The sequence below is a fragment of the Deltaproteobacteria bacterium genome, from assembly GCA_003696105.1.
Lineage (GTDB): Bacteria > Myxococcota_A > Polyangia > Haliangiales > J016 > J016.
In genome coordinates this window covers 1-25,039 of sequence record RFGE01000321.1, presented here as the reverse complement: position 1 = coordinate 25,039, position 25,039 = coordinate 1, and the positions used below count along the sequence as shown (strand labels likewise).

Annotated in this window: 25 protein-coding genes; 7 read left to right on the top strand and 18 right to left on the bottom strand. The window is 71.6% G+C overall.

Annotated features, from left to right (window positions below; all coding sequences use genetic code 11):
• Positions 1 to 146 precede the first annotated feature (146 nt).
• Entirely contained in the window at positions 147 to 1,358 is a 1,212-nt protein-coding gene (locus tag D6689_20040; GenBank protein ID RMH38182.1) for an MFS transporter, read from the top strand.
• A gap of 33 nt (positions 1,359 to 1,391) precedes the next feature.
• Here D6689_20040 and D6689_20035 read toward each other — a convergent pair whose 3' ends face one another.
• Together D6689_20035 and D6689_20030 are read right to left on the bottom strand one after the other, a co-directional pair.
• Positions 1,392 to 2,003, bottom strand: coding sequence for a hypothetical protein (locus tag D6689_20035; GenBank protein RMH38181.1), 612 nt, complete (start codon positions 2,001 to 2,003; stop codon positions 1,392 to 1,394).
• A gap of 112 nt (positions 2,004 to 2,115) precedes the next feature.
• A complete protein-coding gene (locus D6689_20030) occupies positions 2,116 to 2,508 on the bottom strand; it encodes a DUF302 domain-containing protein (GenBank protein ID RMH38180.1) in 393 nt (130 codons plus the stop codon).
• A gap of 424 nt (positions 2,509 to 2,932) precedes the next feature.
• Between D6689_20030 and D6689_20025 the strand changes: the two genes are divergently transcribed.
• Positions 2,933 to 4,774 (top strand): response regulator, encoded by a 1,842-nt coding sequence (locus tag D6689_20025; GenBank protein ID RMH38179.1) that lies wholly within the window; start codon positions 2,933 to 2,935, stop codon positions 4,772 to 4,774.
• Between the two features lie 187 nt (positions 4,775 to 4,961).
• Positions 4,962 to 5,198, top strand: a complete 237-nt coding sequence (locus D6689_20020; GenBank protein RMH38178.1) for a CDGSH iron-sulfur domain-containing protein — start codon at positions 4,962 to 4,964, stop codon at positions 5,196 to 5,198.
• 44 nt (positions 5,199 to 5,242) lie between these two features.
• Here D6689_20020 and D6689_20015 read toward each other — a convergent pair whose 3' ends face one another.
• Positions 5,243 to 5,680, bottom strand: a complete 438-nt coding sequence (locus D6689_20015; protein RMH38177.1) for a hypothetical protein — start codon at positions 5,678 to 5,680, stop codon at positions 5,243 to 5,245.
• 164 nt (positions 5,681 to 5,844) lie between these two features.
• Here D6689_20015 and D6689_20010 point away from each other — a divergent pair, with 164 nt between their 5' ends.
• A complete protein-coding gene (locus tag D6689_20010) occupies positions 5,845 to 6,120 on the top strand; it encodes a hypothetical protein (GenBank protein ID RMH38176.1) in 276 nt (91 codons plus the stop codon).
• Positions 6,121 to 6,326: 206 nt separating this feature from the next.
• Here D6689_20010 and D6689_20005 read toward each other — a convergent pair whose 3' ends face one another.
• The 8 genes from D6689_20005 to D6689_19970 all read right to left on the bottom strand — a co-directional run bounded on the left by D6689_20005 (position 6,327) and on the right by D6689_19970 (position 13,183).
• Positions 6,327 to 7,280: a hypothetical protein gene (locus tag D6689_20005; protein ID RMH38175.1), complete on the bottom strand. Its 954-nt coding sequence runs from the start codon at positions 7,278 to 7,280 to the stop codon at positions 6,327 to 6,329.
• Between the two features lie 256 nt (positions 7,281 to 7,536).
• Positions 7,537 to 8,391: a mechanosensitive ion channel family protein gene (locus D6689_20000; protein RMH38174.1), complete on the bottom strand. Its 855-nt coding sequence runs from the start codon at positions 8,389 to 8,391 to the stop codon at positions 7,537 to 7,539.
• 70 nt (positions 8,392 to 8,461) lie between these two features.
• Entirely contained in the window at positions 8,462 to 9,190 is a 729-nt protein-coding gene (locus tag D6689_19995) for a hypothetical protein (protein ID RMH38173.1), read from the bottom strand.
• A gap of 73 nt (positions 9,191 to 9,263) precedes the next feature.
• Complete coding sequence (locus D6689_19990) at positions 9,264 to 9,728, bottom strand: ATP-dependent zinc protease (protein ID RMH38172.1); 465 nt, start codon at positions 9,726 to 9,728, stop codon at positions 9,264 to 9,266.
• Positions 9,725 to 10,720 (bottom strand): succinylglutamate desuccinylase, encoded by a 996-nt coding sequence (locus D6689_19985; protein RMH38171.1) that lies wholly within the window; start codon positions 10,718 to 10,720, stop codon positions 9,725 to 9,727. The genes D6689_19990 and D6689_19985 overlap by 4 nt, the downstream gene beginning before the upstream one ends.
• Positions 10,680 to 11,582: a 30S ribosomal protein S6--L-glutamate ligase gene (locus D6689_19980; GenBank protein RMH38170.1), complete on the bottom strand. Its 903-nt coding sequence runs from the start codon at positions 11,580 to 11,582 to the stop codon at positions 10,680 to 10,682. The genes D6689_19985 and D6689_19980 overlap by 41 nt, the downstream gene beginning before the upstream one ends.
• Before the next feature lie 55 nt (positions 11,583 to 11,637).
• The gene (locus tag D6689_19975; GenBank protein RMH38169.1) at positions 11,638 to 12,978 is read right to left on the bottom strand and encodes a hypothetical protein; all 1,341 of its coding nucleotides are present in this window, start codon (positions 12,976 to 12,978) and stop codon (positions 11,638 to 11,640) included.
• On the bottom strand, positions 12,884 to 13,183 hold the full coding sequence (locus D6689_19970; protein RMH38168.1) for a hypothetical protein: 300 nt from the start codon (positions 13,181 to 13,183) through the stop codon (positions 12,884 to 12,886). The genes D6689_19975 and D6689_19970 overlap by 95 nt, the downstream gene beginning before the upstream one ends.
• 171 nt (positions 13,184 to 13,354) lie before the next feature.
• On the opposite strand from D6689_19970, the gene D6689_19965 reads away from it, so the two are divergent.
• The gene (locus tag D6689_19965) at positions 13,355 to 14,215 is read left to right on the top strand and encodes a hypothetical protein (protein ID RMH38167.1); all 861 of its coding nucleotides are present in this window, start codon (positions 13,355 to 13,357) and stop codon (positions 14,213 to 14,215) included.
• A 29-nt stretch (positions 14,216 to 14,244) separates the two neighbouring features.
• Here D6689_19965 and D6689_19960 read toward each other — a convergent pair whose 3' ends face one another.
• From D6689_19960 to D6689_19950, 3 genes are read right to left on the bottom strand one after another with little or no spacing between them, the layout of a single operon-like run.
• Positions 14,245 to 15,471 (bottom strand): glutamate--cysteine ligase, encoded by a 1,227-nt coding sequence (locus D6689_19960; protein RMH38166.1) that lies wholly within the window; start codon positions 15,469 to 15,471, stop codon positions 14,245 to 14,247.
• 2 nt (positions 15,472 to 15,473) lie between these two features.
• On the bottom strand, positions 15,474 to 16,937 hold the full coding sequence (locus D6689_19955) for a RimK family alpha-L-glutamate ligase (protein ID RMH38165.1): 1,464 nt from the start codon (positions 16,935 to 16,937) through the stop codon (positions 15,474 to 15,476).
• A gap of 11 nt (positions 16,938 to 16,948) precedes the next feature.
• Positions 16,949 to 17,647, bottom strand: a complete 699-nt coding sequence (locus D6689_19950; GenBank protein RMH38183.1) for a hypothetical protein — start codon at positions 17,645 to 17,647, stop codon at positions 16,949 to 16,951.
• Positions 17,648 to 17,758: 111 nt separating this feature from the next.
• On the opposite strand from D6689_19950, the gene D6689_19945 reads away from it, so the two are divergent.
• Positions 17,759 to 19,123: a sigma-54-dependent Fis family transcriptional regulator gene (locus D6689_19945; protein ID RMH38164.1), complete on the top strand. Its 1,365-nt coding sequence runs from the start codon at positions 17,759 to 17,761 to the stop codon at positions 19,121 to 19,123.
• A gap of 204 nt (positions 19,124 to 19,327) precedes the next feature.
• Positions 19,328 to 19,765, top strand: a complete 438-nt coding sequence (locus D6689_19940) for a hypothetical protein (protein ID RMH38163.1) — start codon at positions 19,328 to 19,330, stop codon at positions 19,763 to 19,765.
• 17 nt (positions 19,766 to 19,782) lie between these two features.
• On the opposite strand, the gene D6689_19935 is transcribed toward D6689_19940, so the two are convergent.
• The 4 genes from D6689_19935 to D6689_19920 are packed head-to-tail and all read right to left on the bottom strand — an operon-like array spanning position 19,783 to position 24,994.
• The gene (locus D6689_19935) at positions 19,783 to 20,451 is read right to left on the bottom strand and encodes a hypothetical protein (GenBank protein RMH38162.1); all 669 of its coding nucleotides are present in this window, start codon (positions 20,449 to 20,451) and stop codon (positions 19,783 to 19,785) included.
• Positions 20,448 to 22,706: an AAA family ATPase gene (locus D6689_19930; GenBank protein RMH38161.1), complete on the bottom strand. Its 2,259-nt coding sequence runs from the start codon at positions 22,704 to 22,706 to the stop codon at positions 20,448 to 20,450. Before D6689_19930 ends, D6689_19935 begins: the two co-directional genes overlap by 4 nt.
• 43 nt (positions 22,707 to 22,749) lie before the next feature.
• On the bottom strand, positions 22,750 to 24,117 hold the full coding sequence (locus D6689_19925; GenBank protein RMH38160.1) for a hypothetical protein: 1,368 nt from the start codon (positions 24,115 to 24,117) through the stop codon (positions 22,750 to 22,752).
• A gap of 25 nt (positions 24,118 to 24,142) precedes the next feature.
• Positions 24,143 to 24,994 (bottom strand): hypothetical protein, encoded by an 852-nt coding sequence (locus tag D6689_19920; protein ID RMH38159.1) that lies wholly within the window; start codon positions 24,992 to 24,994, stop codon positions 24,143 to 24,145.
• Between the last annotated feature and the right edge of the window lie 45 nt (positions 24,995 to 25,039).

Here is a 25,039-nt window from a genome sequence, read left to right as displayed (position 1 = left end):
GACGAAGGCGCGGCGGCGCGGCCCGGCCGGCACGCGCGCGAACGGAGGCGCGGCGGCGTCGCGGCCCGGCCGGCACGCGCGGGGACGAAGGCGCCGCCGCGGCCGGTTGCGCCGCGAGGGCCACCCGTGCGTACACTGACGGTCCGTTGTCTCGCCGGTCGCCGCTGCTGCCGATCTTCCTCATCGTGCTGGTCGACATCCTCGGCCTCACGATCATCTTGCCGCTGCTGCCGTTTTACGCGGAGCGGTTCGGCGCGAGCCCGTTCGTCGTCGGCCTGCTCATCACCAGCTACGCCGCCTGCCAGCTCGTGTCCGGGCCGATTCTCGGTCGCATCTCCGATCGCGTCGGCCGGCGGCCGATGTTGCTCGTCAGCCAGACGGGCACGTTCGGCGGCTTCTTGCTCATGGCCTTCGCGCAGTCGCTGCCGCTGCTGTTCGTCGCGCGCATCATCGACGGCATCACCGCCGGGAACCTGTCGCTCGCGCAGGCGTACGTGTCGGACGTGACCAGGCCGGAGGATCGCGCGCGGTCGTTCGGGATCATCGGCATCGCGTTCGGCATCGGCTTCCTGGTCGGCCCGGCGGTCTCTGGGTACCTGTCGCAGTTCGGTTTGCACGTGCCCGTGTTCGCGGCGGCCGGCCTGTCGCTCACGAGCATCGTCGCGACCTACACTCTGCTGCCGTCCGGCCCGCCGCCGGCACCGGCCGGCGACGGCGGCGACGCGGGGCCCGGCGGCCGGCGACTGGGCGTTCTCGAGTGGCGCGCCTACGCCGACTACTTCCGCCGGCCCGAACTCGCGCGCCTGCTGGCTCAGTTCTTCGCGTTCGTGTTCGCGTTTTCGACGTTCACGTCGGGCTTCGCGCTGTTTTGCGAGCGGCGGTTCACGTGGCACGGCGCGCCGTTCGGCGCGCGCGAGGTCGGCTATGTGTTCGCCTACGTCGGCTTCCTCGGCATCATCTTGCAGGGCAAGCTGCTCGGGCCGATGGTGACGCGGTTCGGCGAAGCGCGCCTGATCGTCGCGGGGTTCTTCGCGGCGGCGATCGCGTACGCGGGCCTCGGCCTGGCGCACGGTGTCACCGCGCTCGGCGTCGTCGCGACGATCTCCGCGTTCGGCAACGGCGTGCTGCGGCCGGCGATCACCAGCCGGATCACGCAGGCGGTCGGCCGCCACGAGCAGGGCGTGGTGCTCGGGCTCACCCAGTCGCTGAGTTCCGTCTCGATGATCGTCGCGCCGCTGGTCGGCAACGCGCTGATCGAGTTCGGCCACCTCACGGCGTGGGCGTTTGTCGCCGCCGCGTTCGTGTCCGCCGGATTCGCGCTGGCGGCGAGGGAGCGCGCCGCCGCGGCCGCCGCGTGACGCCGCCGCGGCCTGCCGCCGGTGACGGTCCGGTCACGCGGCGGCGTCGCCGAGCCAACCGGCGGCGGCCGCTTCGGCGCGGACGTCGGGAAGGAAGGCGAGGCGCCCGATCCACGCGGCGGCCCGCGCCGGCAGCTCGGCTGCATCGGCGGCGCCGAGCGCGGCGGCGCGAGCGGCCCACGGCGCCACGACCAGGTCGGCCCAGCCCGGCGCGGCGCCGGCGAGCCACGGCGCCGCCGCCAGCGCCGCGTCGAACCGGCCGAGCGCGTCCGCGATCGCCGCGCCGGCCGCGCGCCGGTCCGCGTCCGACTCCGCCTCGGCCAGCGCGCGCACGGCCGGCGCGAGCGTGCGGTCGCAGTGCAGCGCGTGCAGGCGGGCGCGCGCCCGCGCCGCCGGGTCGCCCGGCAGCAGCGCCGGTTCGGGGAACCGGTCCTCGATGTACTCGGCGATGACCAGCGACTCGGCGAATGCGTCGCTGCCGATGTCCAAAACCGGCACGGTGCCCGCCGGATTGCGGGCGAGCAGCGCCTCGGGCTTCGCGCCCGGCGGGACCGAGACGGTGTCGAAGGCGACGCCCTTGCGCGCCAACAACAGGCGGACGCGCATGCAATACGGGCAGGCGGGGCGGTGGTAGAGCGTCAGCATGTTCTCTCCTGACGATGGAGAGGTCGTGCGACAGCGGCGCCGAGGCGCATTCGGATCGTCGCGGGCGGCGCCGACCGCGACCTGTCGGCCGCACGCGCCGCGGCAGTCCCGGTTACGCCAGCGACTCGAGCGCGCGGTCGAGCTTGGCGCGGACTTCGCGGGCGAGTTCCTGCAGCTGGGCGCCGCCGAACGCGCCGATTGCGCCGACCGGGTCCATCGCCGAGATCGACGCCTTGCCGGCGTCGTTCTCGTAGACGACGACGTTGCACGGCAGCAGCACGCCGACGTCCAGATCGGTGTTCAGCGCGCGGTGGGCCAGCGGCGGATTGCACGCCCCGAGGATCTTGTAGCGCCGGAAGTCGACGTCGAGCTTCTTTTTGAGCGTCTCGCGGACGTCGATCTCGGTGAGAATGCCGAACCCCTCGGCGGCGAGCGCCTCCGGCACGCGGGCGAGCGCCTCTTCGTAGGTGCAGTTCAGGTCTTTTTTCAGCGCTGGGATGCTCATGCTTCGTTAGAGCCGCGGGGAGCCAAAACGGTTCGTGAGGCCGGCGCCGCGCGGCCGGCCTGGCCGCGCGCGCGGCCCGCGGTCAGCCGCGCGGGCGTGCTCCGTCGGCGGTCGCATCGCCGTCGCCGTCCCGCGCCGACCGGCGCGGCGCCGGCACCGCTCACGTCGGGACGCCGAGCCGCGGGAGAATCCACGTCTGGATCGCCACCCATGCGGCGGCGACCGCGAGAATCACGAGCAGGTCCGACACGCTCGGTGAGAGCCGCGGCATCCGAAAAGGGTTCGCAGGCATAACGGCCATTGCGACGCGGCACCCGTTGCGGCACGATGATCCGTCGGGCGGCATGGCGGGGCCACGGGACACGCGCTGGGGATGCGCGGGCGCGCGCGCGAGGGATCCGTGACGGGGACGCATCCACCCGTCGTGGTCGTCGCCGTGCCCGGCGACGAGGGGACGCGAATCGCCGAGGTGCTCGCGGATGCGGGCTACCGGGTGCAGCGGCAGTCGCGCGCCGGCGCGGCGGGCGCGGGCGGCGCGGACGTGGTGATCGTCGACGACGCCGCGGGTGCGGCGCGCGGCGCGCCCGCGTGGGATCCCGGCGGGGGCGGCTCCCCGCGGGTGCTCGCCGTGGTCGGACCCGCGGATCCGCCGGTCGCGGTCGCCGACGCCTACCTCGCGCGGCCCGTCGCCCCGGCGGTCCTGTTGGCCCAGGTGCGAGCGCTGCTGCGGAGCCGCGACGCCGCGCGGTCCGCGCGCGGGCGCCAGCCGCTGGACGCGCTGCGCGACCCGGTCGTGGTGACCCGCGGCGACGGCGTCATCGTCCACGCCAATCGCGCGTTCGCCGAGTTGGCGGGGCGCGGCCAGGCCGAACTGGCCGGCGTGCCCGTGGCGACGGTGTGCCCGCCGCTGGCCGCCGCCGCGCCGCCCGACGCGGCGAGCCGCTACGAGGTCACCGTGCAGTGCGGCGACCGCTGGTACCACGTCACGTCGGATCCGGCCGGCGAGTGCGGCGATCGCGTGTGGCTGCTGCGCGACCTCACGCGCGAGCGGGAGTCGGCGGAGGCGTTGCGGGAACAACAAAAGCGGCTCGAGCAGACGCGCGAGCAGCTCATGGTCGCGCAAAAGATGGAGGCGATCGCGCGCCTCGCCGGCGGGATGGCGCACGACTTCAACAACCTGCTGACCGTCATCATGCTCACCAGTCACGAGCTGCTGGCGCACGCGGCCGACGACCGCGTGCGGGAGCAGGCCGAGGCGATTCAGCAGGCCGCCGAGCGCGGAGCGGATCTCACCCGCCGGTTGCTCGCGGTCGGCCGCCGCGAGCCGGATTCGGCGACATCCACGCCGCTCGGCTCGGCGTTCGCCGGCTTGCGGCCGCTGCTCGTGCGCACGCTGCCCGAGTCCATCGACCTCGACTTCGACGTCGAGCGCGACGTCGTCGCGATCGTGCCGCCGGCGCACCTGGACCAGATCCTGCTCAACCTCGTCGTCAACGCGCGCGACGCCATCGGGCCGGCGCCGGGCCGCATTCGACTCGCCGCCCGCGCCGTCTCGGTGGACGCGCCGGTCGTCGGCTGTCCGGACCGCGTCGAGCCGGGGCGGTACGCGGTCGTCGAGGTCGCGGATTCCGGGCCGGGGATCGCGCCGGCGGAGGTCGCGCGCATCTTCGAGCCGTTTTACACGACCAAGCCGCCGGGGGCCGGCAGCGGCCTCGGCCTGCCGACCGTGCACGGCCTCGTCGCGCAGCACGGCGGCGCCGTGACGGTCCACAACGAGCCGGGCGGCGGCGCCGTGTTCCGCGTCTACCTACCCGAGGGATCGGAGGCCCGTCCGGCCGCGGCCCCGGATGTCGCCGGGGCGCGGCGGTCCGCGGGGGGCATCGCCGGGCGCCACGTGCTGCTCGTCGAGGACGACCCCGCCGTGCGCCGCAGCTTCGTCCGCGCCATCGAGAGCGCGGGGGGCGTCGTGGCCAAGGCGGCGTCGTCGGCGGAGGAGGCGCTCGCGTGGGTGCACGGTCGCGCCGCGGCGGGCGGGGGGATCGACGCGCTGCTGTCAGACGTCGTGACTCCGGGGACGGTGAGCGCCGTGGCGCTGGCCGACGACGTGCGGCGCCGATGGCCCGGATGTGGGGTCGTGTTCGTGTCGGGCTACGCGGCCGACCTGGCGGCGGTGCAGGACGCCTCGCTCGACGGCGTCGAGTTCCTCCCCAAGCCGGTCCGGGGCGACGACGTCGTTCGCGCGCTCGCTCGTGTGGCCGGCCGCTGACCGGCGCGGCGCGCGCGCTCGCTCGCCGGCCGACGCGCGCGCGCCGGCCATCCGGCGGCGTCGGCGTTGATTGGTCGATTTTTTCGATATTTTGAATCGATTTATTGCGGTTGATTCGATTGCTCGGGAGACCTATCTTGCCGTTCGTGCGGCACGTTGCGCTGCCGCCCGCAACCCGGAGGTGCCCATGTCCGAACCCGTCATCGCTGCCAAGGTCCCCGCCGTCATGGAACTCGAACCCGGTACCTATTACTGGTGCCGGTGCGGGCGGTCGCAGAACCAGCCGTTTTGCGACGGCTCGCATCAGGGGACGGAGTTCTCGCCGATGGAGTTTTCGCTCGACGAGAAAAAGAAAGTCGCCCTGTGCCAGTGCAAGCGCACCGGCAATCCGCCGTACTGCGACGGCACACACAAGAAGTTGTAGGCGCACTCACCAACGAGCGACGGCGCGCGGTCGACCGGATGCGCCTACGTCCGCCGCGCGCCGCCGCCAGCGGTGTCGGCGCCCGCAGCGCGCCGGTCCGGCCCGAACAGGACCCAGTAGCGGTACCGGCCGGGCATGTGGCTCACGACCGAGCCGACGACGATCACCGCGACGAGAATCGCGACCCGGTGCTGCCACCACGCCAGAACGAGCAGCAACAGCGACGCCTTCGCGAGCACGGCCACGCCGCGCAGTTCGCGGAACCACTGGAGGCTCTCGCGCAGATCGGACGCGATGAGCAGCGCGCCGCTGGCGACCGTCGCGATCAGCCACGGGATCAGCGCGTCGCGGCTGGCGCCGTAGGCGTGGCCGCCGACGAGGAAACACGAGCCGACGATGTGCGCGGTGCGGCACGCGATGCGAAACGCGCGCACGCCGCCGGTGCCGTGGCGGGAGTGTGACTTGGGCGGCGGCAGCGGCACGTCGCGATGGTACGGGACGGGCCCGCCGCGCGCACGTTTCGATCCGCACACGCAGCGCGTCTGTGTTCCTCGGCCCCCAATGGCCGCCGCGCCGATACGCAACCGCTGCCCAGTCGTTGACCGAAATCAAGTAGACGCCCCCGTTAGTCGGCGACGATGGACGCGTGGACTGGTACGTCCTCGAGTTCTCGGGCGACGACGTGGTGATGGCGTGGCAGGACGCGCGGCTGGCCGAGCAGTGCGCCGCGCTGCCGGAGGCGGCGTCCCTCGAGATCGTCCAGGCGCCTGCCGCGGGTGACGGGCTCGTGTGCTGGTACGTGAGCGAACCGACCGCGCGGGTGCTCGACGCGCACGGCGTCGGATGGCGTCGGTTTTGCGTGCGGCGCTGCGAGGCGCCGCCCGCGGGCGCGACGCCGGTGCTCGGCGCCGCCCGGAGCTGACGGCGCGCGGATCGGCCGCGCCGGCCGATCCGCGGCCCCGCTCGGTGCGCCAAGACGCCGTTGCGCCTCGCCGCGGGCTGCGGTCGCGACCTGCGGGCGATCTTCGGCGGATGTCCTCGCGCGCAACGGCCACGTATCTGCACGCGCGATACGTGCCCGCGCCGACGCGCCTGTGCCCAATGGCCGGTTACCGCGGATGCCCCGGCCTACGCTCCGCCGAGCATCTTGGCCAGCCACTCCTCGAACGTCTGCAGGAACGGCTCCGGAGGCGCGTCCGGCGACACGTCCGGGTCCGTGCCGGCGAACAGACCACACCGGTTGAGCTTGAACAACCGCACGTGCATCATGTTGAACGCGGGCAGCCAGCCGAGCTTCGGCTGCGATGTGCCCTGCGACGCGGCCGCGGTCAGGAAGCATTCCTCCTGGGTGAGAGGCTGCAGGAAGGTCGGCGTGATCGTCGGGTCGAACGTCATCGCTACGTAGTCGAGGCCGTCGAAGCACGGCCCCCAGTGGGTGTGCCACATCTCGTCGTCCGATGCATATGCATCCGGCTTCGGCCCTGTCGGGTCCGACATGGCCATCGACTGCGCCGCGAGCGCCTGCACCGCGGCGGTGTTGCCTGCGCGGTTGGCGAGCACCCAATCCAGCACGTTGATCCCGTGGTAGTGGAATACGGCCACCAGGTTGCCGTTCTCGTCATAGTTGAGTCCTTCCGGTTCGAGCGGGTCGACGGTCTCGTCGAGGATGTTCTCGTAATCGGGATCCATCGTGCCGTCCGGCCGCACGAGGAACGGCATGCGCGCGTAGTGGAACCCATGGCCGGCGAGTTCCTGCGTGAACGGGCGGAAGCCGTCGGCGATGGCCGCGTCGATGTCCCGGTACTTCTTGTATCGGTGGAAAAGCTCGACGAGTTGGCGGTCGAACTCCGTCGACTCCGCGCCGCAGTCGAAGATCACCTCGAGGATGTCCCAGCGGTCGAGGCGCCCGTCGGCGTTGCGGTCGTAGATCGCCTCGTAGCCTTCGTGCCGCTGGTGGGCGTACATGACGATATCCCACAGGCTGACCCGGCCGCTGCCGTCGAAGTCGCCGACTGACAGGATCGGCTGGGCGACGGCGTCGTCGGGGCAGTGGCCGCCATGGCCGCCGTGACCCATGTCCATCTGGGCGGCGGCGGGAACCGTGAGCGCAAGCGGCAAGAACGTGGCGCAAAGCAGGGAACGTGTTCGCATCGACGGTGACCTCCTGCGTCCAGGATGGAGCAAAGAGCGCGCCCCTGGGGCCACAACAGGAGTTCCCCTACTTGGCCGGCACTCCCGTGGGGTAAATTAGCCGCGACGCGGCAAAATCTTTGCGTGATTCTGCAATAACCCTGGGATCGCTTACACGGACACCCGTACCGATCCCGGGTGGTCGTGCCTACACCGGCCCGGCAGGCCGGTCCTCGCCCGGTGCGAGGCGTACGGGCAGCGGTGGCGTGCCCGCGGCGACGTGCAGGGTGCGCTGCGGGAACGGGATCTCGATGCCGCGTTCGTCGAGCGCGCGCTTGACTCCGTCGTGCAGCGAGTTGCGCATCGCCAGGAATTGGTCGCGCGCGGCCCACACGGAAAACTGCAGGTCGATCGACGACTCGCCGAAACCGAGGATGATGAGCAGCGGCGCCGGCTCGGTCAGGCACAGCGGGTTCGCGTCCGCGACGGCGAACAGCGCGTCGCGCACCGCTTCCAGGTCTGCCCCGTACGACACGCCCAGTTTCATGTCGTAGCGGCGAATCGGGAAGTGGGTGACGTTGGTGACTTCCGACTTGAGCACGGTCTCGTTCGGCACGCGCACGTACAGGTTGTCGAACGTGCGCAGCTTCGTCGACAGAAGGTCGATGGCGATGACCTCGCCGGTGTTCGAGCCGACCTGGATGACATCGCCGATCTGAAACGGCCGCTCGACCATGAGGAACAGACCGCTCACCAGGTTGGATGCGGCGGTTTGCGCCGCGAACCCGCCGGCGATGGTGAGCACTCCTGCCGCACCGAGCAGGACGCCGAGGTTCAGGCCGAGTTCCGACAGGGCCCACGCGACGCCGACGGCGTAGATCGTCGCGCCGACGACGCGCTGCAGCAGCACGTTGCTGCGGGCGTGCAGCGCGCCGCGGCGCAGGCGACGCCGTACGAGCCGGACCGCGACCGCCGCGGCGACCAGGATGGCCGCCGCGCGCAGAGCGTCGCGCATCGCGTCGTGTTCGAGCAGATTGCGCAGGGTATCGGTGAGGGCGCTCATGCTTCGCTACCGCCGGCCGCGACCGTACCCGATCCGCGGGGCCGCGCGCATCTCCGGAGGGCTCCGACCTTCAGCCGAACAGCGAGCTGAACGCGCGCAACACCGAGCGCGCCTCCGGCTGCCGGCGCGGCGGCGCCACCGCGGGTCCCCCGGCGAGTTCGGGCGGGCCGGGGCGCACCGTGAGCGGCACGACGTCGCCGTCTGCCTCGACCGCCAGGTCGACGTCTTGCGTCCACAGCGCCACGTCGTCGCCGGCGTACAGGCCGAGGACGCCGACGGGGACCTTCATGCGCTCCAGTCGCAGCGGGTTGGCCGAGCGGTTCGTGATGGTGACGCGGGTGATCGCGCGATGCGGCCGCCGCACGATCTCGTCGAGGCGCAGCCGGCAGGTGGTCCGGCTCGCGTAACACAGCTCGCCGTCGGTCGGGTTGGGGCCGAACCACGTATCCGACGGGCGGACGAGCGGGAACTCCGTGAGCATCGCGCCGCCGCCGCCGCCGGATTCGAGGATCCGCAGCCACAGTGGGCTGCCGACGAAGGTGGACACGCGCTCGCCGGCCGGAATGAAGAACGGCCGCTCCGGGCGGGTGACCACCGGCCGGTCGGCGAGCTGCGGCTGCAGGACGATCTCCTCGGCGCGGTCCGATACGCCGAAGCGCGCGAGCGTGTCGAACGCGAGCAGGTCGATCGGTTCGGCCGAGGGGGCCACGGGCAGGGCCACGCGAGCGCGGTCGCCGTCCGGGTCGGCCGATACGTCGGACGCCACGCGCCACTCGCCCTCGAGGCGCTGAATCCACACGCGCGCCGGGCCGACCTGCCACTGTCCGGTCGTCCCATGCGGCACCGTGAACGTCCCCCACCACGTGGTCGTTTCAGCCATCGCGTGCCTTTCGCGTCGCGCGCACCTTGCGCGTGACGAATGACCGCGCCGGGTCGACGATCGCGTGGCCCCGAAGGGCCTGGCGGCCCAGCAGCATGCGGAAACCCATCACGTCGCGGCGCGTGAGCGTGAGTTCGATCGGCCACACGTCGCCGCCGATGTCGACGCGCGTGCGGATCACCGGCCGGCGTTCGGTGTGGCCACTCGAACTCGTCACCGCGCGGTAGCCCACCAGTGGCGCGGTTGCGCGAGCCGCGCCGCGATGGGTCCGTTGCTTCGGCCACCAGGTGAACCGCACGACCTCGCCGGCGCGCGTGCGCACGATCTCGACGTCGGTGGCGTGCAGCGCGGACGTGCGCGCCCCCGTGTCCACCTTGGCTTTGACCAGCGCGGGTCCGAGGTCGGGCAGGCGGATCCATTCGCGCCAGCCGACGACCCGCTTGTCGCGTGGGCTCATGCGGCGACCTCCGCGATGTGAACGACGGCCTCGCCGCGGTGGACGACGGCGGTGCGCAAGCAGCCGATGACGACGCCGCCGAGCTTGGTGCGCACCGGGACGGTGCGGCGGCCGTGCGTGTCCGCGATCCGCGCGACGATGTCGCCGGCGCTCACGCGATGGCCGCGGTCGACGGCGAGGTGGCAAAAGCCGCTGCGGCTCGCACGGACCCAGGCGGTCTTGCGAGACACGGGCGGCGGTTGCGCCGGGCGGCCGGCGCCGTCCGGCACCATGCCGAGCGCGGCGAGCACGCGCAGCGTCCCGGCCACGCCGAGCTCGATCGCCCGCTCGTCGAACCGCAGCGCCTCGCCCGCTTCGTACAGCAGCACGCGCTTGCCGTCGGCGTTCGCGGCCGCGCGCAGCGACCCGTCGCGGACGTTGGCGTGGACGACGATCGGCGGCGCGAACGCGCACGCGAGGTCGCGCACGACCTCGTCGTCGGCGTCGCAGCGGATCTGCGGCAGGTTGTCGCGTCCGGCGGAGCCGGTGTGGTAGTCGATGCCGAACTCGCAGCGCGACACGACCTCGGCGAAGAACAGGTGCGCGAGACGAGCGGCGAGGGAGCCGCGCCGCGAACCCGGGAACGAGCGATTCAGGTCGCGCCGGTCTGGCAGGTAGCGCGTGCCGGTGATGACGCCGAACACGTTGACGATCGGCACGGCGATGACGGTCCCGCACATCCGCGACGCGTCGACCGCCGCGAGCACCTGGCGGATGATCTCGACGCCGTTGAGTTCGTCGCCGTGGATCGCCGCGTTGAGCCACACGCGCGGACCCTTGTGGCGGCCGTGCACGACGACGGTCGGCATCGTGACCCACGTCCCTGCAGGCAGCCGCGCGACCGGGATCTCGAACTCGGCCGCCCGACCGGGCTTGACCTCGGCGCCGGCGAACGAAAACGGCGCCGGCCGATCAGCCTTTGATGCGATCGCGCCGCCTCCCGCTCGCCGCATTTTTCTCGACGAACTCGATGATCTTGCCGGCGACATCGACGCCGGTCGCGGTCTCGATGCCCTCGAGCCCCGGCGACGAGTTGACCTCCATGACGAGCGGTCCGTGGTTCGACCGCAACATGTCGACGCCCGCCACGCGCAGGCCGAGGATCTTCGCCGACCGGACCGCCGTGCTGCGTTCCTCGGGCGACAGCTTGATGCTCGTCGCCGAGCCGCCGCGGTGCAGGTTGGACCGGAACTCGCCCTCCGGCCCCTGGCGCTTCATCGCGGCGACGACCTTGCCGTCGACGACGAATGCGCGGATGTCGGAGCCGCCGGCTTCCTTGATGAACTCTTGCACGAGGATGTTGGCGTCGAGCTGGCGGAACGCCGCGATGACCGACTCGGCCGCCTTGTGGGTCTCGGCGAGGACGACGCCGACGCCTTGGGTCCCCTCGAGTAGCTTGACGATGAGCGGTGCGCCACCGACCACGTCGATCAGGCCGTCGATGTCCTTGGTCGACCGGGCAAAGCCGGTCACCGGCAGCCCCACTCCCTCGGCGGCGAGCAACTGCAGCGCGCGCAGTTTGTCGCGCGACCGCGCGATCGCCTGGGACTCGTTGGCGGAAAACACGCCGATCATCTCGAACTGGCGCACGACCGCCGTGCCGTAGAACGTCAGCGACGCGCCGATGCGCGGGATCACGGCGTCGAACCGCAGCGGCTTGCCGCTGAGCAGCACCTGCGGCCGGTGCGACGTGATGTTCATGTAGCAGCGGGAGTAGTCGACGACCGATACCGTGTGGCCGCGCGCTTCGGCCGCTTCCCGCAGCCGGCGGGTCGAGTACAGCGATCCCTTGCGGGACAGGATGCCGATGTGCATGGCGGGCGTCTCCGGTACGGACGCGCGCGACGTTACCTGGAATCGACGCCCGTGGCTACCGCATCACCGCCATGGCCGTGCAATGGATCGACCCGCCCAGCGCCATCGGCTCGGTAGCCGCGATCGGCACGATCTCGCGTCCCGGGTAGGCGCGGGCCAGCGCGGCGAAGGCGGCGTGCTCGCCGTCGGGGTGGTCCGGGTAGATCGGCGCGAGCACGGCGCCCGGCAGCGGCAACACGTTCGTGTACGTGCGGAATACACCGTCGGCCGTGTAGCCCATCGGCAGGCGCGACACCCGGAACCCGGCGCGCGACAGCAGGGCCGCGGCGTCGTCGGTGCGCGCGGCGTTTTCGGGGTCGAGTTCCGGGTCGAACTGCGCGACGAGCGCGCGGTCGGGCGCCGGAATCGTGACGTACATGTCGACGTGCCCGGTCTCCTCGCCCGCGAGCGCCGGCAGGATCAGCGTGCGCTCGCAGCCGAATGCATCCCGGAACGCGGCGCGCAACGCGTCCGCGTCCCCCGCGAACCGCGGAGTTTCGATCACCCGGTCGGTGGTCACACAGGTGCCGCGCCCGTTCGCCAGCAGGTTGCCGCCCTCCATGTCCAGGTCGGCGTGGACGACCGGCGCCGTCCACAGCGGGCCGGCGACCGCATCCGGGAACGCGTCGTCGTGACCGCCCGCGGCGTACCGCAGATCGACGACGACGGGATCTCCATAGTTGTCGCGCGCGACGATCGGGCCGTAGTCGCGAATCCAGATGGAGTCGACCGGCGGCTCTACGAACTGCACCGCCGGCTCGCGCAGTCCGTAGGTCGCGAGCGCGTCGCGCAGTTCGTCGAGATCCTCGTACGCGGGGGCGGCGATGGTGACCGGAACGCGCTCGGCGACGGCGCCGACGAGATCGACCAGATAGTCCTCGAAGTACGAGTCCCACGCGACGAGGACCTCGTCCACGGTCTCGAACTCGCCGCGCAGCGTCCACGCCGGCGCGGCGGTATGACCCGCGTCCACAGCGGGCTGAGGTGCGTGCGCGGGCGGCGGCGGGCCACCCGCGCACGCGAACAACCCGAGGGCCGCCAACGCGGCGCTCGGGGACAGCGACATGGACGAACCGGACCGCCGTACCTCCGACCGGCGGCACGGGCGGGCCACATGCCCGGCGGCGGCGTCCTCCGGCCGCGGGCGACTCCGCAGCCGCGGCCGGAGGTTCGTGACGGATCGTTGCGTACGCACGCGATGGGGCGAAGAAACCCGTCGCCGTTCGTGCAGCAGCGCCCCTGGGGTGGCTGGGCCCGTCCGGCTACTGGTTGTCGGCCTCGTCGCCCGCCTCGTCGGCCTCGTCGCCCGCCTCGTCGGCCTCGTCGTCGCCCGCCGCCTCGTCGTCGTCGGCTTCATCGGCTTTGTCGGCGGCGGCCGGCGTCGGCGCGGCGGCCGGCGTCGGCGCGGCGGCCGGCGTCGGCGCGGCGGCCGGCGCCGGCGCGGTCTTGGCGGCCGGTGCGGCCGGCTCCGTAGACTTTCCCTCGTCCTTTTTGCCCTTACAGGCTGGCGCCGACAGCGCGACGAGCGAGAGGATGAACAGCACGATCCATGTGTTCTTCATTGCGAATGCCTCCTGCGCACCGTGGCGCACCCGCGCTCCTTGCAGGCGCCATGCCGCACGTGCACCGCGATCGGGCCGTACGTTCTCGGCCTTCCGCGCGGCTGAGCCGGCCACGTGTGGCGTTTCGCCCAGGCCGAATTGCAGCCGGTGTAGCGTTTTGCATCACAGGTCATGGGGTTCTATCCACAGCCGAATGACTGGAGCTGCGGCCCGTTCGCGCTCAAGCACGCCCTCGTCGCGCTCGGGCGCATGGTCGACGAAAACGACATCGCGCGCCGCGCCAAGACCCACTGGTGGTCGGGCACGGACGAGATCGGACTGGCGCGGGCGGCGCGCGCATACGGCGCCGAACTCGAGCTGTTCCGCCGCCGGTCGGCCGAGCGGGCGCGCCGCGATCTGATCGCCGCGCTGCGGGAGCGGCTTCCGGTCCTGTTGTGCGTCGACGGCTGGGGCCACTGGATCACGGTGCTCGGTTGCGCGCGCGACCAGTTCGTGATCGTCGATTCCAACGCCGATCCGGTGCTCGACATCGCGCCGTGGCCGCGGCTGCGGCGCCGCTGGGTCTATCGCGACACCGACTACGACCCGGACGATCCGCCGGAGCTGTACGACGGCTGCATCGTCCGGCCGACCAACCGGGTGCCGATGCGCGCCACCTTCTCGGTGGCGCGCGTGCGCCATCTGCGCCACGCGCGCAATCGCGACCTCGCCGAGCATTGGGACGAGTACCTCGGCGATTTGCTCGCGATCTGCCGGCCGCGCGATCAGAGGATGGTCGCACCGCTGTCCATGGCGGAGTTCCTGCGGCGCCATGGCGATCTGATCGTGTCGCGTGTCGTCTACTGGCACGGCGACGTGACCACTGCACACGTATCGCGGTTGCTGCGCAACTTCCGGTTCGTCGCCGAGAGGTACGGGCTCGTCATCCCCAACGCGGTTGCCCGCCGCGCGATCGCGGACCTGGCGATCCTGGCGACGATGTGGGCGGTCGCGACCCGCGGGATCGGCTCGCTGTACGGCGCGGGGGAGTGAGCGTCGACCGCGCGACGGAGTGCGCCGCGTCAAACGAACGCGATGTCGTTGCGCAGGCAATCGCACAGCCGCGCGTACACGTCGCGCAGCGCGCCGCCAGCCTGCACCGCGTCGCGGATTCGCCGCGCGAGACACCCGCGATCCCACACGATGTCGAGCGTCCGGCGCCACTCGGGATACGCCGCCGCCCGACTCACGGCCTCCTCGACCAGGTACTGCCACAGCTCGCCGGCGCGGGCCGACCGCTCGGGAAACGCGAACAGGTCGAGGTAGTCGCGGTCGCGCACCACCGCGCGGTCGCCGTCGCGCACGCACGCGTCGAGCAGCTCCGCCAGCCGCGCGTGGTGCCACGGCTTCTGCGCCGCGGCCGGAGCCCACCGTTCCTCGACGAGCGCGCGCACGGTCTCGATCGTCGCGCCGGCGACAGCGAGATCGGCCTGCGCGCACTCCTGCGTGTCGAGGACGCGGATTTCGATCGTGCTCCGGTCGAACCGGGCGATGCAGCCGCGCGCGTTGACCCATTCGTGCCGGAGCACGCCGGCCGGGTCGAGTGGCGCGAGGTCGCGGTAGATGCGCGCCAGCAGGTCGCCCTCGTACTCGGCGCGCGAGTAGACCGGCTCCGGAACGACGGCGCCCGTGACCGACGGCACGCGCGCGGCGTTGTCTCGGTACACCACCATGCGCGTGTCGAGGGTCGGTTGCACGCGGCCGTCGCAGATCGGCGAGCTGGCCGCGAGCGCGGGCAGGATCGGCAGCGCGACGCGGCAGGCCGCGTGGAGCGCCGCGAACTCGCGATCGCCGCGAAACGGCAGGTTGACGTGGATCGACTGCAAGTTGACCCAGCCGTGCCCGCGGCAGCCGAAGATGCGGTCGAACGCGCGGTAGATGTCGGCGTCGGCATGCGGCCACAGCGCGGTGTCGGCGGCGGGGTCCATCCACGGGTGCATCGCGGTCGGCATCAGCCGCGCGCCGTGCGGCGCGAGCAGCCGTTCGACGCGCGCCACGTGATCCGCAAACGTCCGCCCGAGGCCGTCGAGCGTCGCCGACGGACCGTTGGTCTTGAGTTCGATCACGTGCAGGGCGAGTTCGTTGGACCATGCGAGGTCGCCGACCTCGACCTCGGTGTCGCCGTCGGCACCCGCCGCGTCGAGCACGCGGTCGGCCAATGGCGCCACGTTCAGGTCGCCGTCGCGCACGATCATGTACTCGACTTCGATACCGAACGCCGAAAACAGCGGTAGCTCGCGATCGTCCATGGTCATCTCCGCGGCTGCCCGCGGCGGTCGAGTCGTTCCGCGAACACGCGCGCGATCGCATCGTAGACCGCATCGCCCTCGGCGCGGTCCTCGACGCCGGCTTCCAGGTTCGGGTTGTCGTTGATCTCGATGACGAGCGCGCGCGAGCCGACTTGCTTGATGTCGACGCCGTAGAGACCGTCGCCGATCGGCCGGCACGCGCGCCGGGCGAGCGCCAGCACGCGCGGCGGCACGTCGTCCAGTGCGACCGCGTCGACGCGGCCGTAGCGGCGCGCGTTCGACGCGTACGACCGCTGGATCTGCCAGTGGCCGCGCACCATGTGGTAGCGGCATGCGAACAGCGGGCGGCCGGCGAGGAGCGCAATGCGCCAATCGTACTCGGTCGGCATGAACCGCTGCGCGACGGCGAGTTCGCTTTCGGCGAGGATTGCAGCGAGATGGCGCTCCAGCTCCGCCTCGGTGTCAGCGCGCACCACCCCGCGCGAGAACGAACTGTCCGGCGCCTTGAGCACGCACGGCAGGCCGAGTTCGGCGGCGACCGACGCTGCGTTGTCGCGGTGGACGACGAGCGTCGGCGGGCAGGGGATCCCGTGGCGGGCGAACACCTCGGCAAGGTACACCTTGTTCGTGCAGCGAATGATCGACGTCGGGTCGTCGATCACGACCAGGCCTTCGGCTTCCGCTCGCCTGGCGAACCGGTACGTGTGGTGGTTGACGGCGGTGGTCTCGCGGATGAACAGCGCGTCGAACTCGGCGACGCGCCCGTAGTCCTCGCGCCCGATGAGGGTCGGGCGCAGGCCGTGGCGCTCGGCGGCGCGGCACACCTTGCGGATCGCGCGCTCGTCCGACGGTGCGTCGATTTCGTCCGGATCGAACAGGATCGCGAGGTCGTAACGGTAGTGGTCCGATCGGCGCGCGCTGGTCGGCCGCGCGAAGAACCGGCGGGCACTGTCGGCGACGAACTCGCGGTGACCGTCCGGGATGTCGCCGGCTGCGATCGGCCGCAACGACTCCAGCCGCCATCGATCGGTGCGCGCGAACTCCGCGCGTAGAAACGGCGCGGGAAAGTGCGCGAACAGCGCGTGGCACAGCCGGTCGTAGCGGCGCGCAAGGTTGCGCCCGAAGTAGATGCTGAGCGTGAACGTGTCGCCCTTGAGCGGCCCGAGCGCGCGCTGGATGTCCGCTTGCAACTCGTCGGATGCGATCCGGATGAGCGGCGCCGAGCGCAGATCCTGGATGGTCGTGACCGACGGCAGCGGCCGGTGGCCGCGCGCCGCCGCGAGCAGCGACACGTAATATCCGACCGTCTGGTAGCTGTTTGTGCGGCACACGTTGAACACGCGCGCGTTGCGCAGCCGCGCGAACTCGGGAGCGGTGAGGTAGTCGCGCGCCGTGACGACGTCGACGCCGGGCAGGGCGAGCGTCCACGCGCGCGTGTTCTCGGCGACGAGAAGCCGGCGAGGCATGGCGGGTGCAATCAGGCCCCGGCGCGCGGCCGGAGCACGACGAGGTTGGCGTCGTAGGTGACGACGCCCAGGAGGATGGCGCCGATCAGCCGCTCCACGCCGACCCGGTACCGGCCGGTGCCGAACCGCGGGTTGTCGTGCAGCGGGTCGGCGACGCCGACCGTGCCGTCGCGGTCGTCGACGTCGGTGAGCACGACGAAGTGGCCGGTCGGCACCCCGCCGATGTCGTCGTAGGCGTCGCCGCGCTCGCGCGGACACGCGTACAGGTACGTGGCGCTCAGGCCGGTGAGCAGCGGGCCCTCGGTGAGCAGGCGGGCGAGCAGCGAACGGCCGAGTTCTTCGAACCGCACCTCGCCGCCCGCGGCCAGGAACCGCAGGTAGGCGTCGGTCGCGAGCACGAGCTTCGAGTGGTCGCGCTTGCGGTCGCGCTGCGCGCGCAACAACGGCGCGAGGTCGCGCGCGGGTTGGAACCAGGTCGGGTCGAAGACCTGCAGGTTGTACGTGTAGATCGTCGCCCGGTAGCCGCGGCGAAGGGCGTGGTTGGCCAGTTCGACGCCGAGGGTGCCGCCGCCGGGCAGGGGCGCGATCTCGGCGACGACCCGGTCGAGCGGCAGCGGATCGCCGTAGAACCGGTATACCGCCTCGAGGCAGGTCGGGCCGCAGGTCGTGTCGTCCGGTTGCGGCAGGATGCGCAGCTGGCGGGGAGGCATGAACTCCGTCCGCGAAATGCCAGTTCCGTGCCAGGCCGACGCGGCGTCGGCCGCGCGGCGCGCCGGCGGCCATTGACGCACGCGCCGCCGACGGTGCTAGGCTGGCGCCGAATGGCCGAGCCGGTGATCTTCGTCGACGCCGACGACCTGTTCGATCGGTGCCGGGACGAACTGGTCGCGCACGACCTGCGGCCGGCGCGGGCTACGTGGGCCGACGTCCGGGCGGCGCTCGCCGGCGCGGACCGGGCGCTGGTGGTGGCGCCCGCCGAGACGGCGTATGAGGGTGGGCCGGCGCAGCGGCTATCGGCCGAGCAGCCCGGCGTCGAGTTGGTGTTGCTCGCGCCGGCGGCGGGGATTGCGCCGGTGATGCGCGCCGTCGAGGAGGCGGACGCCGAATTCTTGCCGCGCGACCCGCCCGTCGACCTGGTCGTCGCGCGACTGCGGCGGGCGGCGCGCCACCGGGACGCGCGGCTCGAGCTGGCGCGGCTGCGCCGCCAGATCGAAGCGGAGCGCGGCTTCGAGGCGATGGCCGGCACGAGCCCGCAGATGCAGACGCTGTTCGAACTGGTCGAGCGGGCGGCGGCGACGCGCGCGTCCGTGCTGATCACGGGGGAGAGCGGCACCGGCAAGGAGCTGGTCGCCCGGGCGCTGCACAATCGCAGCCCGCGCCGCGACCAACCGTTCGTCGCGATCAACTGCTCGGCCGTTCCGGAGACGTTGCTCGAGAGCGAGCTTTTCGGTCACGTGCGCGGCGCGTTCACGGACGCCAAGGAGTCGCGAGCCGGCTTGTTCGTGCGCGCCAACGGCGGCACGCTGTTCCTCGACGAGATCGGCGACATGCCGCTGGTGACGCAGCCCAAGCTGCTGCGCGTATTGCAGGAGCGGAGCGTGCGGCCCGTCGGCGGCGACGTCGAGGTGCCGGTGGACGTACGCGTCGTCGCCGCGACCAACCGCGACCTCGAGGCCGAGGTCGGCCGGCGCGCGTTCCGCGAGGACTTGTACTACCGCCTCAACGTCATCCACATTCACGTGCCGCCGCTGCGCGAGCGGGCGAGCGACATCTTGCTGCTCGCGGAGCGCTTCGTGCGCAACGCGGCCGCGGAACTGGGCAAGGAGGTCACCGGGATTTCGCGGGCCGCGGCCGCGAGGCTGCTTGCGTACCCGTGGCCGGGCAACGTCCGCGAGCTGCAAAACTGCCTCGAGCGCGCGGTTGCGCTCACCCGGTACGACGAGGTTCGCGTCGAGGATCTGCCGCCGAAGGTGGCGCTCCCCGCGGCCGAGATGCCGCCGGAGCCTGCCGCGCCCACCCGGGAACTCGTGCCGCTGGACGAAGTGGAGCGGCGGTACATCGCCCACGTGCTCGCGGCCGTCGGCGGCAACAAGAAGGCGGCGGCGCGGGTACTCGGCCTGGACCGCAAGACCCTCTACCGCAAGATCGAGCGCTACGGCCTCGCCGCACCGAAATCCGCGGACTGAGCCGCCGGTCGCTCGCGCGACCTGCACGCGGCCCGTCGGCGGCTCCGCCCGTGCGCCCGCCGCCGCGGGCGCCGCCGGCGGGCGATGGGGCGGGCCGGTCGCCGCGGGTGGGGCGGTTCGGGACACGGCGTGGCCCGCCGGTCCCCATGTGGCCGCGACGGCGGGCGGCTCGCGTTGGCACTTCGTTTGCTGCCATCGTCGCGCGTGAGCGCCGGCGTACACATCGCGCACGCGACCGGTCCGGGCAGCGTCCGATTCCTCGGCCGGTCCCTCGCGGACGCGCTCGAGTGCGGCGGTTGGATCGTCGGGCTCGATGTCCACGTCCGCGCCGGCGGCGGCGGCACGTGCGAGATTGCGGTGGCGCGCGAGCGCGGCGGAGTGTGCGAGACGGCGTACGTCCGCGTCGACGCCGCCGGGACCGTGAGCGACGTAGACGTGTGGTGGGTCGGCGAGCCGCCGCCGGCCCGCCGGCATCGGGCGACGGCAGCCCTCCGGTCGCTGCTCGCGGCGGGCGAACTCGCGGCGGTGGCGGTGACGGTCGGCGCGGTCACATTCGTCGGCGCCGACGGCGCGCGCGCGGTCCTGGCGACCGCCGACTTCGAGACCGTGGGGGACCGACCGGCGCCCGGGCGCGGCGCGTGATCGCCGTCGGTCCGCCGTCAGAACGTGCCCGCGACCAGCGGGATCGCGATCGGCATGGCCGCGCTGGCTTCCGCGTCGCCGCCAAACAGGTCGGCGTAGCTCCGCGCGATCGCGTAGCCGGCGCCGACCGCGAGCGCGAAGTGCAGCGTGCGCCACGGCAGGCGCTGCCACTCGCTGGCGAGCCCGTGCGCTGCGTACACGCGAACGATGTCGTTCGTCGCGCGCCACGCGACCACGTCCTTGGCGAAGTCGACCCAAAATCCAGTCGCCAGCACCGTCAGCGCCAGCTGGGCGTAGTCGTTGGCGGGTAGCGAGTCGGTGAGCGCGACGGCGGCGAACCCGCCGAGCAGCGCCGTATCCGTGAGTTTCGGCGCCAACAAAAACCACGTGCGTTGCGCCCGCGACATGCGACCGCGCACCTGCGTGTAGCCGAAGTAGAACACCCCGGTGCGCGGGTGGCGGCCCGGCAGCAGCTGCAGCCGCGTCACCTCGTAGCCCATCCACCTGGCGGCGACCGCGTGGCTGCCCTCGTGGACGGCGACGCCGAGCAAGTACGTCGGTACCGCCATGCCGAGCCCGGCGAGCACCAGATCCCCGTCGTCGGCGGCGCGCGCGGGCGACGGCGCGGCGCTCGCGCCCGCCGCGACCGCCACCGCGACCGCCACCGCTCGGTGCGCGCCGGTCATCGGTCGATCGGCGCGAACCCGATACGCCGCACCGTGGCGTGCTCGCGGTGGAGCTGTTCGGCCACGCGCGCGTACTCGGCCTCCATCGCCGGCGTGACCGAGGCGCGCGTCTGCGCGAGCGCTTCGCGGAAAATGGGCATCGGCACATCCATCACGTCGAGGCTGTGGCGCAGGGCGAGCAGGCCCGCTCGCCGCACGAGATCCTCGAGGTCGGCCCCCGTGTAGCCGTGCGTCTCGTCCGCGATCCACTCGAGATCGACGTCCGGGGCGCACGGCATGTTGCGGGTGTGGATCCGCAGAATCCCCAGCCGCGTGTCGCGATCGGGGATCGGCACGTAGATCAGCTCGTCGAACCGCCCCGGACGCAACAATGCGGGGTCGATCAGCATCGGCTGATTGGTCGCGGCGAGCACGACGACCCCTTGCATCTCCTCGAGCCCGTCGAGTTCCGCCAGCAGCGTGTTGACGACCCGCTCGGTCACCTGGGGCTCGCTGAGCCCGCCGCCGCGGCGCGGAGCGAGCGCGTCGAGTTCGTCGAAGAACACCACGGTCGGCGCGACCTGGCGCGCGCGCTGAAACAGCCGGGCCACTTGTTTCTCCGACTCGCCGTACCATTTCGACAGTAGATCGCTGGACCGCGCCGCGATGAAGTTCGCTTCCGCCTCGCGCGCGACCGCTTTCGCGAGCAACGTCTTGCCGGTGCCGGGCGGGCCGTACAGCAAGAACCCCTTCGCCGGGCGGATGCCCAGCCGCCGAAACGCGTCCGGCCGCGCGAGCGGCAGTTGAACGCCCTCGCGCAGCGCCCGCTTGACGTCGGCGAGTCCGCCGACGTCGTCCCAACCGACATCCGGCGTTTGGATCAAGATCTCGCGCAGCGCGCTCGGTTGCACGCGCTTGGTTGCGCGCTGGAAGTCGGCGCCTGTGACCTCTAGCGAGTCGAGCACGTCGGCCGGGATTTCCTCCTTCGACAGGTCGATGCGCGGCAGGTTGCGGCGCAGGGTCTCGAGCGCCGCCTCGCGGCACAGCGCCGCCAGATCCGCGCCGACGAACCCGTAGGTCGTGCGCGCCAGCCCGTCGAGGTCGACGCTGTCGCCGAGCGGCATGCCGCGGGTGTGGATGTCGAGAATTTCCCGGCGCCCGTCGGCGTCCGGCACGCCGATGATCAGCTCGCGGTCGAAGCGCCCCGGCCGGCGCAGCGCCTCGTCGAGCGCATCCGGCATGTTGGTCGCGCCGATCACGACGACGTGCTGGCGCGGCTGCAGGCCATCCATCAAGGTGAGCAGCTGCGCCACGAGCCGCTTTTCGGTCTCGCCGGTCACCTGCGCGCGCTTGGGAGCGATCGAGTCGATCTCGTCGATGAACACGATCGCCGGCGCGGCATCGCGGGCCTGTTCGAACACGGCGCGCAGCTGTTGTTCCGACTGGCCGATGGCGCTGCCGACGATCTCGGGGCCGTTGATCGAAAAGAACGCGGCGTCCGACTCGTTGGCGACGGCGCGCGCGAGCAGCGTCTTGCCGGTCCCGGGAGGTCCGTGCAGCAGCACGCCTTTCGGCGGGTCGATGCCGAGCCGATGGAACAGCTCGGGATGTTTGAGCGGAAGTTCGATCATCTCCCGCACCAACTCGATCGTCTCCCGTACACCGCCGACGTCGTCGTACGTGACGTCGGCCGCGCGTGACTCGGCCGGGTCGACGTGTTCCGACGAGATGACGATCTCCGTCGTATCGGTGATGACGACGACGCCCTGCGGTTTGGTGGCGACTGCGAGCAGGCGGATCTCCTGCAGCCCGTAGGCGCGGCGATCGAGCAGGGTCGAAAACAGGTCGTCGGGCAGCGCGTCGGTCGCCAGCCGATGATAGATCGACGTGCTCACCAGATCGCCGGCGACGAGCGGCCGGCCGAGCAGCGTCTGGCGCAGCCCCTCGCCCGAGCCGCTCAGGTGCATGTGCGGGTCGGCGGGACCGAGCACCACGCGGCGCGCGGGCTTCGGGTCGGCGCGCGCGACCGTAACGGCGTCGCGCACGCCGACGCCGGCGTTGACGCGGCCGAGGCCATCGAGCCGGATGAAGTCGAGGTCGGCATCCTCGGGGTAGGGCGGCAGCGCGATGGCCGCGGTGGTGCGCTTGCCGGTGATCGCGATCGGCTCACCGCCCCGGAGCCCGAGCGCCTTCATCGCCGCCGCGCTCAGGCGCGCCACTCCCTTGCCGACGTCGGCGCTCGCGGCGGGCGCGACTTGTAGCTGGACGGATGGCATGTGCGCCGCATGTTAGCGCCAATCGGCGCCAGAGCGGCGGCGCTTACCGCACGACCAACAGGACGTAGGCGGTGGCGAGGGCGAGCTGTGCGATGGCGAACGGGGCGGCCCGGACCACGAACGCGCCAAACGGCATCCGCATGCCGTGTCGTTGAATGATCGCGACCGCGACGACGGTCGACGCCGAGCCGATCGGCGTGAAGTTGCCGCCGAGGTTCGCGCCGAAGATCGTGGACCACCACAGCGCGGGCGATGCATCTCCCTGGCCGGCAAGGATCTTGCCGAGCACGGCCGCGAGCGGCACGTTGTCGGTGACGGAGCTGGCGACCGACGAACTCCACAGCAGCGCGGCGCTGCCGGTGGCGTCGCCGAGAGCGAGCAAGGCCCGAAGGCCGCCGCCGATCAGCTCGAGCACGCCCGCGTGCTCCATCACGTTCACCACCACGAACAAGAACGTGAAAAACGCCAGCAGGTCCCAGTCGACCGCCGCGTAGCTCTTGTCCACCTCGTGCTTGTAGCGCACCAGCGCGACGATCGCGAAGCTGACCGCGACGTATCCCATCCCGAGGTCGCGGATGTACGGAATCCACGCGGTCGTTGCGATGGTGACGATGAACAGCGCGAGCAGCAGCCACGACAGCTTGAAAAACCGCGGACTGTCGATGCCGTCGGTTTCGTCGAACGAAGCGACGAGTTCTGCGGCCCTGGCGCGGTCGGCGTCGCTCGCCAGCGCGCGGATGCCGAACAGCCGCACGGCGACGAACACCGTGAGCGCCGTGCATACCACCACGTACGGCGCCGCGATCGCCACGAATGAAACGAAGCTGATCCCGGCCATGTTGCCGAGAATGATGTTGGGAACCGAACTGATCAGCGTGAGCAGCCCGCCCACGTTGGTGAGCAGTCCTTCGGTCAGCAGGAACCCGAGCATCAGATCCTTGCGATCGAGCTTGCCGAGGCTCACCGCCGTGAGCGAGCCGACGATGATCATCGCGGCGACGTTGTTGAGCACCGCGGAAAACACGACGGTGAGCAGCGCGTAGTAGGTGAGCAGGCGGCGCGGGTCGCCGCCAGACAGCTTCGTGATGCGGATCGCGGTCCACGAAAAGATCCCGGAGCGCGAGATCACGTCGATGAACAGGCCGGCGCCAAAGATGATCGCGATCACCTCCCAGTCGACCGCGGGGACGTATACGGGAAGCCGCACCTCATGGCCGCCGGGTAGCGCGATCGCCGCGTCGAACGGGAGGACTTCCGCGACCGCCCCGATCAGCAGACAGGCGGTCGCGAACAATCCCGTGATCATCGACTTCTTCGCGTGAAGTTTTTCCTCGAACGCCAGCGCCGCGATCATCGCGACGAGCAGGCCGGCGAACAGGTACGTGACCATCGGCGACACGGCGTGCGTCATCGGGGGCTCCGGTTGGCGAATGCGGTTACAGCAGCAGCAGCGGTCGGTCGCGGATCTCGACGGCAAGGGCGTACGCCGTCCCCTGCATGGCGAGTTGGAGGTCGTCTTTCGTGTTGAAGACGAGCAGGTCGACCTCGTGCTTGGCGACGAGCTGCTTGTAGGTCGTCACCACGTGACCCATGTCGACGATCGGTGTGATCGTCTGGTTTACGTCGTGCGCCGCCAGTTCGGCCGCGACGGAATCGATGTAGTCGCGAGGCATCTGCAACAGCTTGCTGCGCAGCCGGTCGACGACGACATCCGTGTCGATGTCGGGGATCTTCGACAGCGCGTCTGCGTAGCGGTCGAACACGACGCCATCCTCGACGTGGACCAGCAGGAGGGCGCCGCCCTCCGCGCACAGCGTCACGCCCCAGCTCACGAGGCGGTCGTCGCCCGTGATGTGGTCGGCGATGACCATGACCGCCCGCGTGTCGCGCAACGACGCGTCGAAGTTGGCCCGCGTGGGCGGCGGCAGCACGAGCACCGGCGTGTCGACCGCCTGCGTGAGGCTGTCGAGCCGCGAGCCGAGCGTACACGGCAGGTCGTGGCGGCGGCCGAGGTTGCGATAGGCGCAGATCAGGTCGGGCCGCACCCGCTCGATGGCCGCGAGCAGGTCCGGCACGTCCGCGTACGCATCGCGGTCGATTCCGGTGTAGGTGGCTCGACCGAACGGATCGGCCGCGCGCAGAAACGCGCGGACCTTGTCGATGAGCGCCGCGGTGCCGGCCGCGTCCATGTCGGTCACGACGGCGACGGACGCGAGATCGGGCGCGCGAAAGCGATACCGAGGCTTGACCGCGCTGCGGAAGATGGACTCGAAATCGTCGATCTTCATGCAGGGCGCATCGTACCCGCGATCGCGGCGCCGCGGTCGCGTGCG

Bases quoted from the DNA above. Each gene is read 5' to 3' on its own strand.
- D6689_19950 (RMH38183.1), bottom strand. From the start codon at position 17,647: ATGCCTCCCCGCCAGCTGCGCATCCTGCCGCAACCGGACGACACGACC.
- D6689_19960 (RMH38166.1), bottom strand. From the start codon at position 15,471: ATGGACGATCGCGAGCTACCGCTGTTTTCGGCGTTCGGTATCGAAGTC.
- D6689_19945 (RMH38164.1), top strand. From the start codon at position 17,759: ATGGCCGAGCCGGTGATCTTCGTCGACGCCGACGACCTGTTCGATCGG.
- D6689_19935 (RMH38162.1), bottom strand. From the start codon at position 20,451: ATGACCGGCGCGCACCGAGCGGTGGCGGTCGCGGTGGCGGTCGCGGCG.
- D6689_20000 (RMH38174.1), bottom strand. From the start codon at position 8,391: ATGAGCGCCCTCACCGATACCCTGCGCAATCTGCTCGAACACGACGCG.
- D6689_20030 (RMH38180.1), bottom strand. From the start codon at position 2,508: ATGAGCATCCCAGCGCTGAAAAAAGACCTGAACTGCACCTACGAAGAG.
- D6689_19930 (RMH38161.1), bottom strand. From the start codon at position 22,706: ATGCCATCCGTCCAGCTACAAGTCGCGCCCGCCGCGAGCGCCGACGTC.
- D6689_19975 (RMH38169.1), bottom strand. From the start codon at position 12,978: ATGAAGCCGACGACGACGAGGCGGCGGGCGACGACGAGGCCGACGAGG.
- D6689_19985 (RMH38171.1), bottom strand. From the start codon at position 10,720: ATGCGGCGAGCGGGAGGCGGCGCGATCGCATCAAAGGCTGATCGGCCG.
- D6689_20020 (RMH38178.1), top strand. From the start codon at position 4,962: ATGTCCGAACCCGTCATCGCTGCCAAGGTCCCCGCCGTCATGGAACTC.
- D6689_20035 (RMH38181.1), bottom strand. From the start codon at position 2,003: ATGCTGACGCTCTACCACCGCCCCGCCTGCCCGTATTGCATGCGCGTC.
- D6689_19920 (RMH38159.1), bottom strand. From the start codon at position 24,994: ATGAAGATCGACGATTTCGAGTCCATCTTCCGCAGCGCGGTCAAGCCT.
- D6689_19955 (RMH38165.1), bottom strand. From the start codon at position 16,937: ATGCCTCGCCGGCTTCTCGTCGCCGAGAACACGCGCGCGTGGACGCTC.
- D6689_19980 (RMH38170.1), bottom strand. From the start codon at position 11,582: ATGCACATCGGCATCCTGTCCCGCAAGGGATCGCTGTACTCGACCCGC.
- D6689_19990 (RMH38172.1), bottom strand. From the start codon at position 9,728: ATGAGCCCACGCGACAAGCGGGTCGTCGGCTGGCGCGAATGGATCCGC.
- D6689_19925 (RMH38160.1), bottom strand. From the start codon at position 24,117: ATGACGCACGCCGTGTCGCCGATGGTCACGTACCTGTTCGCCGGCCTG.
- D6689_19965 (RMH38167.1), top strand. From the start codon at position 13,355: ATGGGGTTCTATCCACAGCCGAATGACTGGAGCTGCGGCCCGTTCGCG.
- D6689_19970 (RMH38168.1), bottom strand. From the start codon at position 13,183: ATGAAGAACACATGGATCGTGCTGTTCATCCTCTCGCTCGTCGCGCTG.
- D6689_20005 (RMH38175.1), bottom strand. From the start codon at position 7,280: ATGGACATGGGTCACGGCGGCCATGGCGGCCACTGCCCCGACGACGCC.